Origin of the sequence: Paenochrobactrum gallinarii (genome assembly GCF_014205685.1) — a bacterium.
In the GTDB taxonomy this organism is placed as follows: domain Bacteria; phylum Pseudomonadota; class Alphaproteobacteria; order Rhizobiales; family Rhizobiaceae; genus Paenochrobactrum; species Paenochrobactrum gallinarii.
The window spans coordinates 85,548-99,889 of record NZ_JACIIU010000003.1 but is presented as its reverse complement, the minus strand read 5'-3'; the positions used below and the strand labels follow the sequence as shown (position 1 = coordinate 99,889).

Below are 14,342 nucleotides of genomic sequence, written 5' to 3'. Positions count from 1 at the left end.
GCGTTAAATATCCAAAAAGACGGTTTCTTTTTCGCCCTGAATGTAAATGTCGAAGTGATAATTGTTACCGTCACGTTTGCCAATCAGTGTGTCAACGCGTGCTCTGTGTTCAATACGTGCCAGCAGCGGATCTTGTGCATTGGCTTCCTCTTCATCAGAGAAATACATGCGGGTGTGCAGCCCCATATTAATACCACGCGCCACAATCCATAAAGTGACATGCGGTGCCATCATGCGCCCGTCTTTAAAGGCAACCTGGCCGGGCTTGATAGTTTCAAACTTAAATTCACCCGTATCCATATGGGCAGGGCAGCGTCCCCAGCCTTTGAAATTTTCATCCGCTTTGCCAGCGGTTTCCATCGGGCTGTTGTAAAAACCTTGCGCATCAGCCTGCCAGATTTCCACCAAAGCATCCTTGAGCGGTGCGCCCATACCGTCAAAAACACGGCCTGTAATGGTGATGCGCTCACCACGGGTCTTGTCATTTACCAATGAGCCGGAGCCGAGATCGTCTTTGAAAATACCGTGAATGCCGACAAAATTTGGTGTCAGGCCGATATGGACATAAGGGCCTGCCGTTTGCGAGGCTGTTTCTTTTAAATAACCGAGTGGCTGAACCATGTTAGTTTCCTTCCATGCGGTTTTCAAACATGGTCGAACGGCGACCACGCAAGGTAATATCAAATTTAAAGGCGCGCATATCCATTGGCATGGTCGCATTCATATCAACGGCGGCAATCAGCCGTTCAATCGCTGCTTTATCCGGTATCGTGGTTACGATCGGGCAACGCCAGATCATCGGGTCACCTTCAAAATACATCTGCGTAATCAGACGCTGTGAGAAGCCGGAGCCGAAAACGGAAAAGTGAATATGGGCTGGTCGCCAGTCATTCACGCCATTTGGCCACGGATAGGCACCGGGTTGAATGGTTTTGAACCAGTAATAACCGTTTTCATCGGTGATGGTGCGGCCAACGCCACCAAAATTCGGGTCGATGGCAGCCAGATAGCTGTCTTTTTTATGGCGGTAGCGGCCGCCCGCATTGGCTTGCCAAAACTCGACCAGAGCACCGGCAACAGGGCGGTTGTTTTCATCCAGCACACGGCCATGCACTAAAATGCGCGAGCCAATCGCCATTTCGCCAGGTTTGGCATAATTGAGGATAAGGTCATTATCCAATTCATTGAGCATGTTATGGCCGAAGACAGGGCCGGTAATTTCGCTTTTAGTGCCTTCCAGCGACAGGAGCGCACGGGTCGGTGAGCGTAAGACGGATGTCTTATATTGAGGCGTAAAGGCCGGCGCATGGATCGCATGATCGCGCCCGTAAAAAGGGCCGTTTTCAGGCTTGCTGTTTTTCATCATTTCTCCCCTCCGGCTGCGTCCATACCCTCATAGGTTTTCTTGGCGATTTTAAAAGCATGATTGGATGCCGGAACGCCTGCATAAATGGCGACATGCATCAGTGCTTCGCAAATATCTTGTTGTGTGGCACCCGTATTGACGGTCGCACGAATATGCATGGCCAGTTCTTCATCCTGACCGAGTGCCGCCAGCAAAGCAATGGTGACAATCGAGCGCTCACGTTTGGTCAGGCCTTCACTTGCCCAGACGGTACCCCATGCCGATTCCGTAATCAGTTGCTGAAATTTACGGTCAATATCGGTAATCAATGCTGATGCACGATCAACGTGATCATCACCAAGTACTGATCTGCGCACTTGCATCCCAAGCTCATAACGCGACGGTGACGCGGAATTCTCGGCCATGGGTTATTCTCCGTTTCAGATATTTTTTATGAATTTTGCTATTGTTTGGCTGAAAATTTGCGGCTGTTCCACACAAGGAATGTGGCCGCATTTTTCAAGCATGATAAATTCAGCTGCCGGAATGAGACCGGCCATTTCCTGCACAAGGGCAGGCGGGGTTGCGCCATCCTGATCACCGGCAAGGCATAGGGTGGGCACGCAAATCTGTGGCGCTTGCGCCGTATAATCAGCCTGTGCCAGCGCCTCACAAGTGGCGGTGTAGCCATCAACCGGCTGGCGGGTAAACATGTTGCAATAGGCAGCAAAAGCCGCATTGTCCGGCATGCGGTATGCAGGCGTAAACCAACGCTCCATCGTAGGCGCCAAGATGCTGCTCAAGCCGTTTTGGTAAATGGCATCAATGCGTGTGCGCCACATCTCAGCCGTGCCGATTTTATGGGCGGTGTTGGAGAGGATAAGCCCTGCAACAAGTTCTGGTTTTTTGGCGAAGAGTGCTTGCGCAATCAAGCCGCCCATTGAAAGGCCGCATAAGATGACGCGCTCAAGCTTCAGCGCTTCAAGCAATGCAATAAGATCATCAGCGAGTTCATCAATCGTGTAAGGTGTAGTGCCGGTGTCGGAGAGGCCGTGACCGCGCTTGTCATAAGTCAGCAGCGAAAATTCACCTGCAAGCTGCGTCTTCACATCATCCCAAATCCGCATATCGGTGCCGAGCGAATTGATGAAAACAATTACCGGCGCTGAACCGGCTGCCGAATTGGTTGCTAGACCGGATTTGTCAAAAGCATAATGGGTGGTCTGATTGTTTAGACGAATAAATTGCACTGACTGTCTCCTCACGATTTTTAATCTGGCGCTTTCATCTGGTTAAGTAAAATGATATTAACGCGCATATTCATAACTGGGAGGTTATGTGAATATGCTCAGCAACCGCATCAAGTTCCGTCATTTGCATACATTTGTGGAAGTCGCACGTCAGAAAAGTGTGATGAAAGCATCGCAAATCCTGCATGTCAGCCAGCCTGCTGTTACCAAAACCATGCGCGAGCTGGAGGAGATTTTAGGTGTTCCTTTGCTGGAACGCGACGGGCGCGGCATTAAAATTACGCGCTTTGGTGATGTGTTTTTGCGCCATGCCGGAACCGCTTTAACGGCGCTGCGGCAAGGATTTGATTCTGTCTCGCAAGAGGTTGACGGTTCGGGGCCACCGATCCGCATAGGCGCTTTGCCAACGGTTTCCACCCGCATCATGCCGCGTGCGATGAGCTTGTTTTTGACAGAAAAAACCGGCAGCCGGATTAAAATTGTAACGGGTGAAAACTCGGTTCTGCTTGAACAGTTGCGCGTTGGTGATCTGGATCTGGTGGTTGGGCGACTGGCCGCGCCGGAGAAGATGACGGGGTTCTTTTTCGAACATTTATATTCGGAAAAAGTTTTGTTTTTAGTGCGTGCCGGTCATCCGCTGGCGCATGAAAATACGCCTATTTTTGATCATATCGCCCAATTTCCGGTGCTGATGCCGACGCGTAAATCTATCATCCGCCCATTTGTGGATCGCTTGCTGATTGCTAATGGCATCGGTGCACTTCCAATCCAGATTGAAACAGTGTCGGACGCTTTCGGACGTGCATTTGTGCGGGAAAGCGATGCAGTGTGGATTATTTCAGAAGGGGTTGCTGCGGCGGATGTCGCCGAAGGCAAGCTGGTGCCGCTTGATATTGATACGGATGAAACCAAGGGGCCGGTCGGACTGACCATGCGCACCGATATGGTGCAATCAGCCGCCCTGCAAATTCTGATCCAGACTATTCGCGAGGCGGCTGAAGATATTTGATTGTGGCTTGCCGCTAAAATCGCGGCGCCACACTTTCACATTACGGCTTTGCTGCCAAAATCGCAGCTCCGCTATGTTTAGTTATGGCATTGCCGCTAAAATAGCGGCTCCGCATTAGCACCTTATGGCTTCGCCGCTAAAATAGCGGCTCCGCCGGCAGCCTGTACAGCCAGACTACCGCAGATAATGCCTTCACCAAGTGCCGCTTCAAAGCCCACACCCTGCATCCAGCTATCAATAAAGCCAGCATTAAACGCATCACCGGCACCCGTTGTATCCACAACGGTGACGGCCTCTGCTGATTGATGCAATTGCAGATCGCCAGCCTTCAGCCATGCACCATCCGCACCGCCTTTGAGCACCACACATGGGAAATGCTCGGCCAATGCGTTTAATGCCGCAACCGGATCTTTATGGCCGGTGATCGCCAATGCTTCTTCCTGGTTGGGCAAGAATATATCTGTGCCCTTACAAGCCTCTAGCAATGCCGGATCATAAATCAGCGTTTCATCCCAGCTCGGATCAAGCGAAACGGTCAGGCCTTTGGCCTTGGCACGCGTGATCAGATCAGGGATTTCATGCAAAGTGGCATATTCTGCAATATGCAGATGACCAGCTTCGCTCCAGTTCAATGCGTCTTCCAGCGTTGCAGGCAGCGCAGTACCGGCGCGGCGTGAGAGAAAGGCACGGTCATTATCCACAACACTGGCGACGGTTACTTGCGGCCCTGCTGTTTCGCAGCGTTCCAGAAAACGCAGATCTGCACCAGTGGCCATCAGTTCCGGCAGAATGCCAACGGATAGCGGATCAAGCCCGAGGCGTGCAAGCAAAGCGCAAGCACGTCCCTTGTGGGCAAGGTGAGCGGCGGTGATGAACGCGCCGCCCCCTGCTGCAATATTCATATCTTGTGCAAATGTTTCCTTGCCGAGTTCCGGAAGAGCTTCCAGACCGGTGAAAATCAAATCACAATATATGCGCCCGATGCTTAAGACAGCCGGACGTGGTGATGATGCAGAACTCATAGTCGGCCTAAGCTTTTCTCGGTTTTTGCATCAAACAGATAGAGACTGCCGCTTGTTGCATGCACTGTTACAGTGCTGTCTGCTGCCGGAATGAATTTCGCCGGTGCTGTGGCAATGACTTCTGTGCCATGAACGCTCAAATGGATGAGTGTTTCAGGACCCAAAGGCTCAACGGCCAGCACGGTGCCGGTGAGGCTGATGCCGTTAGCCGGAACTGTTTCACCATCAGCTAGCGCAATCAGATCATGCGGACGCACACCGATGAGAATGTCACCGCTTTCAGTGAATTCAACTGCATCGCCGGAACGACGGCCTTTGATAAGGTTCATCGAAGGGCTGCCGATAAAGCGGGCGGTAAACACATCAACCGGATTTTCATAAAGCTCGGTCGGGGTGCCTGTCTGCAAAATATGACCGTCTTTCATCACCACAATACGGTCAGCCATGGTCATGGCTTCGACCTGATCGTGGGTGACGTAAACGGTGGTGGTTTTCAGGCGTTGATGCAGACGTTTGATTTCAATGCGCATCTGCGAGCGCAATTGCGCATCCAGATTGGACAATGGTTCGTCAAACAAGAAAGCAGACGGATTACGCACCATCGCACGACCGATAGCAACGCGCTGACGCTGACCACCCGAAAGAGCAGCCGGACGACGGTCGAGATAAGGTTCCAGACCCAAAATCTTGCCGGCTTCTTCAATGCGCTTGTTCTTTTCTTCCTTCGAGAGTTTGGAGGTATAAAGACCAAAGCCGATATTCTGGCGCACAGTCATATGAGGGTAGATCGCATAGTTCTGGAAAACCATCGCAATATTGCGCTGTTTAGGGTCACGCTCGTTGACAACTTCGTCACCGATTTTCAGCGTGCCGCCGGAGATGTCTTCCAGACCGGCAATCATACGCAAGGTGGTGGATTTACCGCAGCCCGAAGGGCCGACAAAAACCACAAATTCACCATCGGCAATTTTCAGATCAATGCCGCGAACAGCTTCAACATTGCCGTAGCGCTTTACCAGTTTTTCAAGTTCGATTGTGGCCATCAGCGTGTCTCCACCAATGTTTGGAATTTTTCATTGAGCGCGCGCGCGGCATTGGCCTCGTCGGCAGATTGTTTGGCAGTTTGTGCCGCAAAGGCTTGGGCAGTCGCCTTATAATGGGCAAGTGCATCCATCATTGGCTTGTCAGCCGGGCCGCCGGTGCGGTCGCGGATGCGCACAAAATATTCAGGCGAAACCAGTTCTTCAAACTTCGTACGGTCAAAAGATGGCTCTTTGCCGGTTGCATGTTTGAAGGCTTCCAGGAACGGCTCATAACCGTCTTTGGCTAAGCCGCCGCCCTTAGCGACAACAGCCTTGGCAACTGTCGCGGCAATTTCGTGTGCCTGACGGAAGGAGAGGTCTTCGATGCGAACCAGTGAATCCGCAAGCTCTGTAATAGTGATGCAAGAGCGGCGGATATTATCCTGAACACGAGCCGGATCAATGCGCACTGCTTCGATGAAAGCTGCCAGCAAATCCAGCACGCGGCTGGCTGATGCAAAGGCTTCATAACCCATTGCTTGCGTTTCGCCTTCACTGTCATTCATATCGGTAAATGGTGTGTTGTGAATAACATCCAGAACCGTGCGCGCACGACCCATTGTCTGGCTGGACAAATGGCGCATATGTTCAATCGGCACCGGATTGCGCTTTTGTGGCATGATTGAAGAAATCTGCACAAAGGCATTCGGCACATACATTTGGCCAACTTCAAAACTTGTCCAGAACTGGAAGTCCTGAATGAGGCGGCCAAGATGGATGAACATCAGCTCGATCGATGAATAGGTCGAGGTGATATAGTCGGAAGCAGCAATACAGCTGTAGGAATTACGCAAAGGCGCCGCAAAGCCGAGCAGTTCCGCAACACGTTCACGGTTGATCGGAAAGCCGGATGTGGTGATCGCAGCTGCGCCCATTGGCGACAGATTGACGATTTTGCGTGCCTCTGCAAAGCGCTCGATATCACGGATGAGCACTTCAATGGCGGCAGAAAGATAATGACCGAAAGTAGAAGGCTGTGCCGGCTGACCGTGGGTATAAGCCACAATCAGGGTTGCTTTCTCACGTTCTGCTGCACGGATCATCGCTTCCAGCAGGTTCTGTGCTTTGGCGATCAGGGCATCAATGCGCTCTTTCAGGCCAAGTTTGAACAGAGTGTGGTCGATGTCGTTGCGTGAACGTGCGGTGTGAAGACGACCGGCAATATCAGCGCCAAGACGGCTTTTAAGCTCTTTCTCGATGAGGAAGAAGAAATCTTCGACTTCACCGGTGTAAACAAGCTGTGTCGGATCAACATCGCGGTCGATAGCTTCCAAAGCACCGGCAATAGCCGATGCCTGGGCGCTGTCAAGAATGCCGGTTTCCACCAGCATAACCAGATGGGCGCGATCAATCCGGCGGAAGCCGTCGACATGATGGGTTTTGGCACCGTCAAAGAGAGGCTTCAAAACCGTTTCTTTATAGGTCGGATCAGGAAAGACGCTTTTGTCGTTCAAGCGTGGATCTAGGTCTGACATGATTTATCCTTTCAGTCCGGCAAGCATCACACCGCGTACGATGTAGCGTTGCAGCACAAGGAAGACCAACAGGGTCGGCAGAGTTGCAATCGCTGCACCTGTCATGATCATTTCCCATTGGATGGATTGTTCAACCGCAAAACTCGATAGACCAACCGGCAAGGTGTAAAGCTCTTTGCTGGTGGTGACGATCAGCGGCCAGAAGAAGGCTGTCCAGTTACCAAGGAAGGTAAAGATGGCGAGTGCCGAGAGCGCAGGGGTCACAAGCGGCATGGCCACTTTCCACCAGATCTGGAACTCGTTGAGACCATCAACGCGGGCTGCTTCGAGGAAATCATCCGGCACACCTTCAAAGAACTGCTTCATCAGGAAGGTTCCGAAAGCGGTCATCAGGCCCGGGAATATAATGCCCCAATAGCTATCGAGCCAGCCGAGCTTCGACGACATGACATACCAAGGAATAACCAGCATTTCTGTCGGGATCATCAGTGTCGACAGAATGGCGATAAAGATGAAATTACGGCCGCGGAACTTGAACTTCGCCAATGTGTAGCCGACGAGACTGTCAAAAAACACGTTGGAGAGTGTGACGACAACCGCCACAAACATTGAGTTGAAGAACCAGCGCAGAAAGCGTCCGTCAGCCAGAATGGTGACATAGTTCTGGAACGATGGTGCACTCGGGATCAAACGCAGATCATAAACCTGACCGGCTGTTTTCAGCGATGTTGAAAACATGAATGCCAGCGGAATGACCATAATGATGCCGCCGATGAACAACAATGTCCATGTCAGCACACGGCCTGGTCTGACGTTTTTGTAATTGATTGAGGGGGATTGAACAGTGGTACTCATTTCTTTTCCCTCAAAATCCAGAGCTGTAAGAGCGATACGAAAAGCAGGATGGTGAACAGGACAACAGTTTGTGCTGCGGCATAGCCCATCGCATAAGATGAAAACGCCGTCTGATAGATCATCAGCACCAATGGTTTGGTCGAGCCAAGCGGCCCGCCCGGATCATTGGTGGTCATGTTGTAGACCTGATCGAAAATACGCAAGAAACCGATCGAGGAGAAAACAACCAGAAACACAGTTGTCGGCTTCAAAAGCGGAATGGTGATTTTGCGCAAAATTGCCCATTCACCCAGACCGTCAATGCGGGCTGCTTCGTAGAAAGTATTCGGAATAGCGCGCAGACCGGCCATGAAGATGATAATCTGGAAGCCGAGGCCTGCCCAGATAGATGTCACCATGATGGATGGCAATGCCTGCTCAACCGAGCGGATGAAACCTTGCTGCGGAATACCAACCAGAGCCAGCGCATTATTGATAACGCCGATGGGGGCAGGCTGGTAGAACCAGCGCCAAACCCATGCCATTGCGGCAGCGGTGGTGAGGTATGGCAGAAAATAGAGACCGCGGATCAGGCCATGCATAAAGCGGACGCGATCCAGATAGAACGCAATCGTAAACGCCAGAATGAGGCTGATTGGTGTACCAATCAGCAAATAGCTGAAGGTGTTTTTAAACACTTTCCAGAATTGCGGATCAGCAAAAAGTTTGGTGTAGTTGTCGAAACCGATGAATTTTGGCGGCTTCATCAAATTCCAGTTCGTCAATGAAAGCCAAAATGCTTCAATTGTCGGATAAAACCGGATAACCGAATAAAACAGGATAGGCAGAGCAAGGAAGCTCCAGATCCAAATCAACCGTCTTACGCGCATTGGGAAGCGGTTCCAAAAAGTGTCATCCGATCGGGCTGTTGTCACAGTCATGGCTCACAATACCTTTTGGTATGGTTCGAGATAAGCGTAATATTTACTTAAAAAGCAGACGCAAAGTATGGAATAAAATGCGGCGTGGCCCGATGCTCAATTAAGCGTTGGGGCCACGCTTTTTATTTTTGCAGTCTTATTGTGCGTCGTCGATTACAGTCTGCTCAGCTTTTGCCGCCTGAGCGAGTGAATCTTTGGTAGGCTGCTTTTCAAGTGCTACGCGGTTGACCATGTCGATTGCAGTCTGACGCTGGGCTGCTTCATCAACAAACATGGTTGTGTGAGCATATTCCAAACCTTTAAGGAATGGACCATAGATCGGATCTGCCAGGTTCTTTTCGGTCTGGGCAGCGGAACGACGTGCAGGCAGTTCGCCTACTTCTTCCAGCCAGATTTCCATAGCTTCAGGTGAAGAAATATAGTCGAGGAACTTCTGTGCCGCAACGAGTTTTTCACCTTCTACAGTGGAGCCGATACCATTGGCAAAATAGCTCGCATAGTTGGAACGAACGCCTTCAGCATTAGCAGGAAGCTCGGTTACGCCCCATTCAAAACCTTCGATGGTGCGGAATGAACCCAGACGGAAGGTGCCGTCAATGGTCATTGCAGCCATACCGGCGCGGAATGCAGCCTGACCTTCGTCCATGAACTTCTGTTCACTGACTTTATGTTCAAGCTGAAGATCTGTGTAGAACTTCAGAGCTTTGTCACCGGCTTCGGTGTCATAGGCTACTTTGCGGTCATTGTCGGTGTAAGGCACGCCGCCATACTGACGAACGAGCACTTCACGCCACCAATGGTGATCCTGACCAGCCATATCCATGGTCACACCAACAGTTGTGAGGTTGCCAGCACCATCGCGCTTGGTGGTTTTCTTGGCAGCTTCAACAAAAGCTTCCAGTGTCTGTGGCGGGTTGTTTGGATCAAGACCAGCTTCTTCAAACAATTTCTTGTTGTAGAAAACAGCCAGTGAACGCACAGCAGTCGGCAGACCGTAATATTCTTCACCGCGCTTCATGGCGCTGACGATGGAGAAGAAGTCGCTTTCGATTTTATCGTGCGGGAATGCTTCCTTAGACAGCGGCTGCAGAATGTCGCCAGCTACGAATTTGTCGAGCCAGCCGTAGAAGAGCTGCATCACATCAGGGGTCTTACCGGCCATTTTGGCAGCGATAACGCGGGTCTGATAATCATCGTAAGGGAATGTGGTCTGTTTGACCTTGATGTCTGGGTTGGCTTTTTCGAAATTGGCGATCAGCTTGTCCATAGCTTTAACGCGGGTTTCGAAAATATACTGCCAATATTCAATTTCAACAGCCTGAGCTGCATTAAAAGCCATTGTGCTGAAACCAGCAACCAAGCTCGCAAGCATAAGTTTACGCATATTAGAACCTCCCTAAGCGCCGCCTCGCTTAATCGATTGCGAAGAGGCTGCTGAACCAATTGCCCGGAACCTTCATTCCAGTGTTACAAATGAACGGACTTCAACTGTCGCAACATCAACAATATACCATTCCGCCACTTATTTCTTCCGCAGAACATTTATTCGTTTGTGGAATTTAATGTGCTACAGAAAACACCAAAGTGTTAGTCCTTACGGTTCCCTATAAAACATGGTTTTGTCAATAAGATAATTTACTTGAATTAATCTATTGCTGTGTTTGAGGTATTTGAGCTATCACTTTTTCAGGGGATAGCAGGGTGAGTAGAATGGTTTTCCAGCTCGATAATGATCAACAGACGACCCATCAGGTCACTTTGGGCAAAAATCCGGAGAGGATTCGCGATCATAATCGTCGTGTGGTGCTGGATGTCGTGCGCCAGCACGGTTCACTCGGGCGTATGCATATTGCGCGTCTGACGCATCTGACTGCACAAGCGATTGCCAATATTGTTGATGAGCTGGTCAGTGAAAATCTGCTGATGCAAACGGGACGTCTGCGCGCCGGCCGCGGCCAGCCGCCCAAGCAATTTGCGGTTAATCCCGATGGCGCGATGACGATCGGCATTGAAATGGCCTCTGATCATTTGGTGACAACGGTGCTTGATCTTGCCGGTCAGCCGCGTCTGCGTCGTATTACGACAGTGAAAGACACCAGCCCTGCAAAACTTTCCAAACAGTTTGCAAATGAAATTGCTGAAATAAAACAGAGTTTTACCGCGCCTTTGCTGGGTGTTGGTGCTGTGATGCCAGGGCCTTTTGATGTGGAAGGCATGACCTCGGTCGGCCCGACAACATTGCCGGGCTGGGCGGATATTGATGCGGCGGCTTTTTTAAGTGAAGCATGCGGCGAGACAGTTATCATTGAAAATGATGCTTCTGCGGCCGCCGTGGGCGAGCGACTTTTTGGTGCCGGACACGGTATTTCCAGTTTCGCGATGATCTATTTCGGCGCTGGTATCGGGCTTGGTATGATTGTTGATGGCATGCCGTTTCGCGGTGCATTCGGCAATGCGGGCGAAATCGGCCATGTGGTGGTTTCGCCATTAGGGCGCCCGTGTGCATGCGGCCAGCAGGGCTGTCTTGAGCGCTACGCTTCGCATTATTCATTGCGTGAAGCGCTTAATCAGGCCGGCATTGAAAATACAGAATTTGATGATCTGGTAACACTCTATGAGGAGAAAAATCCGGTTCTGATGAACTGGCTTCATGAGGCGGCAGCGCATCTGGCGCCGATGATCGCGATGATAGAAAATATTCTGGATCCGCAGACCGTGATTTTAAGCGGCATGCTGCCGGATTCTATTTTGCAGGAACTGGTGACCATGATGGGAACGCTGCCGATTTCGGTGGCAAGCCGTCAGGAACGGGTGATGCCGCGGGTGATTCTCGGGGCAACCGGCCAGTTTACCGCGGCTTTGGGCGCTGCTGCCCTGCCGCTATTTGAGGTTATGACGCCGAAGCTTGATACGGCATCTGATCTTTAAAAATTCAATATCTGGAGAATAAACATGCTTACGGCACGTCAAAAAATTGAAAAGCAGATGGCAGCACCGGCATTGGTGCGCCTGCATCGCAGCCTTAGCCGTTTGCAATCAACTGTCACTATGATGAACACCGGCGCGCATCCTGATGATGAGCAGAGCGGTATGCTGGCTTATTTCCGTTTTGCTTTAGGCATGCGGGTGATTATCGGCTGTTCCACCCGCGGCGAAGGCGGGCAAAATGTGCTGGGGCCTGAACGCAGCGGTGCCTTGGGCGCTGTGCGCAGCCGCGAATTGGAAGAAGCCGCCCGTGCCATAGACAGCGATGTGACATGGCTTGGTCATGGCCCGCAGGATCCGGTGCATGATTTCGGTTTTTCCAAAGATGGCGATGGCACTTTCTTACATTGGGGCGAAGATCGCACTATAGAGCGCTTGGTTCGCGCCTACCGCACTGATCGTCCTGATATTGTTATTCCGACTTTTCTGGATGTGCCGGGACAGCACGGCCATCACCGTGCGATGACACGCGCAGCTGAAAAAGCGATTCATTTAGCAGCCGACCCGAAAGCCTATCCGGAGCATTTTGATGAAGGCCTGAGCGTTTGGCAGGTGGGTAAATATTATCTGCCTGCATGGACTGGTGGCAGCAATGGTTATTATGATGATGAAGTGCCGCCGCCATCTGCCACTGTAACCGTGCGTGCGGAAGGCCGTGATGTGGCAACAGGTGCTGATTATGACCGTATCGGCGAATGGTCACGTTATTATCACGCCAGTCAGGGCATGGGCTATTGGCCGGAAAATCCGAAAACAGAATGGCCGCTGCATCTGTTGCTTAACAGCGTTAAAACGCGCAGTGAAACATCCGTGCTGGATGGTTTGCCGGCTAATTTGGAACAGTTGGCGGCATTTTCGGGGCTTTCTGCCAAGGCTGTCAGTAGCTTGCGTGATGCGCAGGATGCGCTGGATCATGGGATTTCAGCCTTTCCTGATCGCGGTGCGATTATGGCTTGTCTGGTTGAAGCGGCAAAAGCCATTGAAATTGCGCGTGAACATGCTTCAGCAGATTTCCTGAAACTGCACGAACATCGTCTGAGCAAAAAGCTGACGCAAATTCATCATGCGCTTTTTGAGGCAGCAAATCTGTTTGAAAATGCCGCTTTAACCTCGCGTACCTTAATGCCTGGGCAAGCTACCGGGTTGAAGGTTAGCCTCAGTGATGAGTATCGCCGCTATAAAGTGCGGGTCGAGGCGATTTTCCCCGTCTGTGTTGGGGTGATTGCCACCGAACAAAATGGCAGGCATTTTAATTTTGATATTATTGCCGAGACAGAGGCCGAATATTCACCTGTTTTTGAGCCGGACTGGACATCTCTGCAAGGAAATGGTCAGGCACATATCGTTTTGACTGCGGATTTTTCCGGCTATCAGGCCAGCGCACAATTTGATCTCGAAGAACCATTTGCCGTGCTTCCGGCAAGTTCGCTGACCCTTGATCCGCCTGCTTTTATTTTGCCGCTGCAAGATAAAAGCACCGAAAATCTGACGACATATATGAGCATCAATGGTGCGCAAGCTCCTGTTCGTTTTATTGCGCCTGAAAATTGGAGCGTCAGCCAGGACGGAGCGCAAGTGACTTTAACGCGTCCTGAAAAGCCTGAACAGGGTTTGCTGCGTTTCACGCCGCAGATTGATGGACGCGAAGCGTTTAAAGTGGATCATATCAGCTATCCTCATATTGGTGCGCTGAGTTATCGCGAGCCGGAATTGTTGCAGGTGCTGGCGCTCGATCTGACACTGCCAAAGGGCGCTAAAATCGGTTATGCCGGCGGTGGAGCGGATCGCGTGGGTCTGTGGCTCTCACGCATGGGGCTTGACGTCACTATGCTGACCGAGAAGCATTTTGCTGGTGATTTGTCGCAATTTACTACCATTGTCGTTGGTATTTTTGCTTTTGGTCTGCGTAAAGATCTGGCCGCGGCCACTGCTAAATTGCATGATTTTGTGCATAAAGGCGGGCATTTGGTGAGCCTTTATCATCGCCCGTCCGATGGCTGGGTGCCGGAGACAACGCCACCGTTGCGCCTGAATATCGGCACGCCTTCTTTACGCTGGCGCGTAACCGATCCGGCCTCTGATGTAACGATCCTGCAACCTGAGCATAAACTGCTTAAAGGGCCGAACCATATTGACATGAGTGATTTTGACGGTTGGGATAAAGAACGCGGGCTCTATTTCATCTCTGGTTGGGATGATGCCTATGTGCCGCTCTTATCGATGCATGATGCCAATGAACAGCCATTGTTTGGCGCATTGCTGAGTGCAGAAATCGGTCAGGGTCGCCATACGCATACAAGTCTTGTTTTGCATCATCAGCTCGACAAATTGGTGCCGGGCGTTTTCCGACTGGTGGCTAATCTTGTTCAACCGGCCTGATACAGCATCGGATAAAACAA

General features: G+C 51.1%; 13 protein-coding genes. 3 read left to right on the top strand and 10 right to left on the bottom strand.

Annotation, left to right across the window (positions count from 1 at the left end):
* Nucleotides 1–3: 3 nt before the first annotated feature.
* From pcaG to pcaD, 4 genes are read right to left on the bottom strand one after another with little or no spacing between them, the layout of a single operon-like run.
* The gene (pcaG, locus tag FHS77_RS04865; protein ID WP_184220866.1) at nt 4–621 is read right to left on the bottom strand and encodes a protocatechuate 3,4-dioxygenase subunit alpha; all 618 of its coding nucleotides are present in this window, start codon (nt 619–621) and stop codon (nt 4–6) included.
* A 1-nt stretch (nt 622) separates the two neighbouring features.
* Nucleotides 623–1,363, bottom strand: coding sequence for a protocatechuate 3,4-dioxygenase subunit beta (pcaH, locus tag FHS77_RS04860; protein ID WP_184221245.1), 741 nt, complete (start codon nt 1,361–1,363; stop codon nt 623–625).
* A complete protein-coding gene (gene pcaC / locus FHS77_RS04855) occupies nt 1,363–1,770 on the bottom strand; it encodes a 4-carboxymuconolactone decarboxylase (RefSeq protein ID WP_184220863.1) in 408 nt (135 codons plus the stop codon). Before pcaC ends, pcaH begins: the two co-directional genes overlap by 1 nt.
* A gap of 15 nt (nt 1,771–1,785) precedes the next feature.
* Nucleotides 1,786–2,595, bottom strand: a complete 810-nt coding sequence (pcaD, locus tag FHS77_RS04850; protein WP_343060955.1) for a 3-oxoadipate enol-lactonase — start codon at nt 2,593–2,595, stop codon at nt 1,786–1,788.
* Between the two features lie 94 nt (nt 2,596–2,689).
* On the opposite strand from pcaD, the gene pcaQ reads away from it, so the two are divergent.
* Nucleotides 2,690–3,604, top strand: a complete 915-nt coding sequence (gene pcaQ / locus FHS77_RS04845; protein WP_184221241.1) for a pca operon transcription factor PcaQ — start codon at nt 2,690–2,692, stop codon at nt 3,602–3,604.
* Nucleotides 3,605–3,726: 122 nt separating this feature from the next.
* Here the strand turns inward: pcaQ and FHS77_RS04840 are convergent, their stop codons facing one another.
* From FHS77_RS04840 to FHS77_RS04815, 6 genes are all read right to left on the bottom strand, one after another.
* Nucleotides 3,727–4,626 carry a carbohydrate kinase family protein gene (locus tag FHS77_RS04840; RefSeq protein ID WP_184220860.1) on the bottom strand — a complete coding sequence of 300 codons (900 nt, stop codon included), beginning with the start codon at nt 4,624–4,626 and terminating at the stop codon, nt 3,727–3,729.
* Nucleotides 4,623–5,669, bottom strand: coding sequence for an ABC transporter ATP-binding protein (locus tag FHS77_RS04835; RefSeq protein WP_184220858.1), 1,047 nt, complete (start codon nt 5,667–5,669; stop codon nt 4,623–4,625). Before FHS77_RS04835 ends, FHS77_RS04840 begins: the two co-directional genes overlap by 4 nt.
* Complete coding sequence (argH, locus tag FHS77_RS04830) at nt 5,669–7,183, bottom strand: argininosuccinate lyase (protein ID WP_184220856.1); 1,515 nt, start codon at nt 7,181–7,183, stop codon at nt 5,669–5,671. The genes FHS77_RS04835 and argH overlap by 1 nt, the downstream gene beginning before the upstream one ends.
* A 3-nt stretch (nt 7,184–7,186) precedes the next feature.
* Nucleotides 7,187–8,038: a carbohydrate ABC transporter permease gene (locus tag FHS77_RS04825; RefSeq protein ID WP_184220853.1), complete on the bottom strand. Its 852-nt coding sequence runs from the start codon at nt 8,036–8,038 to the stop codon at nt 7,187–7,189.
* On the bottom strand, nt 8,035–8,958 hold the full coding sequence (locus FHS77_RS04820) for a carbohydrate ABC transporter permease (RefSeq protein WP_246431229.1): 924 nt from the start codon (nt 8,956–8,958) through the stop codon (nt 8,035–8,037). Before FHS77_RS04820 ends, FHS77_RS04825 begins: the two co-directional genes overlap by 4 nt.
* Nucleotides 8,959–9,094: 136 nt before the next feature.
* Nucleotides 9,095–10,342: a sugar ABC transporter substrate-binding protein gene (locus FHS77_RS04815; RefSeq protein ID WP_184220850.1), complete on the bottom strand. Its 1,248-nt coding sequence runs from the start codon at nt 10,340–10,342 to the stop codon at nt 9,095–9,097.
* A 326-nt stretch (nt 10,343–10,668) separates the two neighbouring features.
* On the opposite strand from FHS77_RS04815, the gene FHS77_RS04810 reads away from it, so the two are divergent.
* Nucleotides 10,669–11,886: an ROK family protein gene (locus tag FHS77_RS04810; protein ID WP_184220847.1), complete on the top strand. Its 1,218-nt coding sequence runs from the start codon at nt 10,669–10,671 to the stop codon at nt 11,884–11,886.
* Nucleotides 11,887–11,910: 24 nt separating this feature from the next.
* Nucleotides 11,911–14,322: a PIG-L family deacetylase gene (locus FHS77_RS04805; RefSeq protein ID WP_184220844.1), complete on the top strand. Its 2,412-nt coding sequence runs from the start codon at nt 11,911–11,913 to the stop codon at nt 14,320–14,322.
* The last annotated feature ends 20 nt before the right edge of the window (nt 14,323–14,342 follow it).

What these genes read in the sequence shown, in the direction of transcription:
- FHS77_RS04840 (WP_184220860.1), bottom strand. Translation starts at nt 4,626, where the DNA reads ATGAGTTCTGCATCATCACCACGTCCGGCTGTCTTAAGCATCGGGCGC.
- pcaH (WP_184221245.1), bottom strand. Translation starts at nt 1,363, where the DNA reads ATGAAAAACAGCAAGCCTGAAAACGGCCCTTTTTACGGGCGCGATCAT.
- pcaQ (WP_184221241.1), top strand. Translation starts at nt 2,690, where the DNA reads ATGCTCAGCAACCGCATCAAGTTCCGTCATTTGCATACATTTGTGGAA.
- argH (WP_184220856.1), bottom strand. Translation starts at nt 7,183, where the DNA reads ATGTCAGACCTAGATCCACGCTTGAACGACAAAAGCGTCTTTCCTGAT.
- FHS77_RS04835 (WP_184220858.1), bottom strand. Translation starts at nt 5,669, where the DNA reads ATGGCCACAATCGAACTTGAAAAACTGGTAAAGCGCTACGGCAATGTT.
- pcaC (WP_184220863.1), bottom strand. Translation starts at nt 1,770, where the DNA reads ATGGCCGAGAATTCCGCGTCACCGTCGCGTTATGAGCTTGGGATGCAA.
- FHS77_RS04805 (WP_184220844.1), top strand. Translation starts at nt 11,911, where the DNA reads ATGCTTACGGCACGTCAAAAAATTGAAAAGCAGATGGCAGCACCGGCA.
- FHS77_RS04815 (WP_184220850.1), bottom strand. Translation starts at nt 10,342, where the DNA reads ATGCGTAAACTTATGCTTGCGAGCTTGGTTGCTGGTTTCAGCACAATG.
- pcaG (WP_184220866.1), bottom strand. Translation starts at nt 621, where the DNA reads ATGGTTCAGCCACTCGGTTATTTAAAAGAAACAGCCTCGCAAACGGCA.
- FHS77_RS04810 (WP_184220847.1), top strand. Translation starts at nt 10,669, where the DNA reads ATGGTTTTCCAGCTCGATAATGATCAACAGACGACCCATCAGGTCACT.
- FHS77_RS04825 (WP_184220853.1), bottom strand. Translation starts at nt 8,038, where the DNA reads ATGAGTACCACTGTTCAATCCCCCTCAATCAATTACAAAAACGTCAGA.
- FHS77_RS04820 (WP_246431229.1), bottom strand. Translation starts at nt 8,958, where the DNA reads ATGACTGTGACAACAGCCCGATCGGATGACACTTTTTGGAACCGCTTC.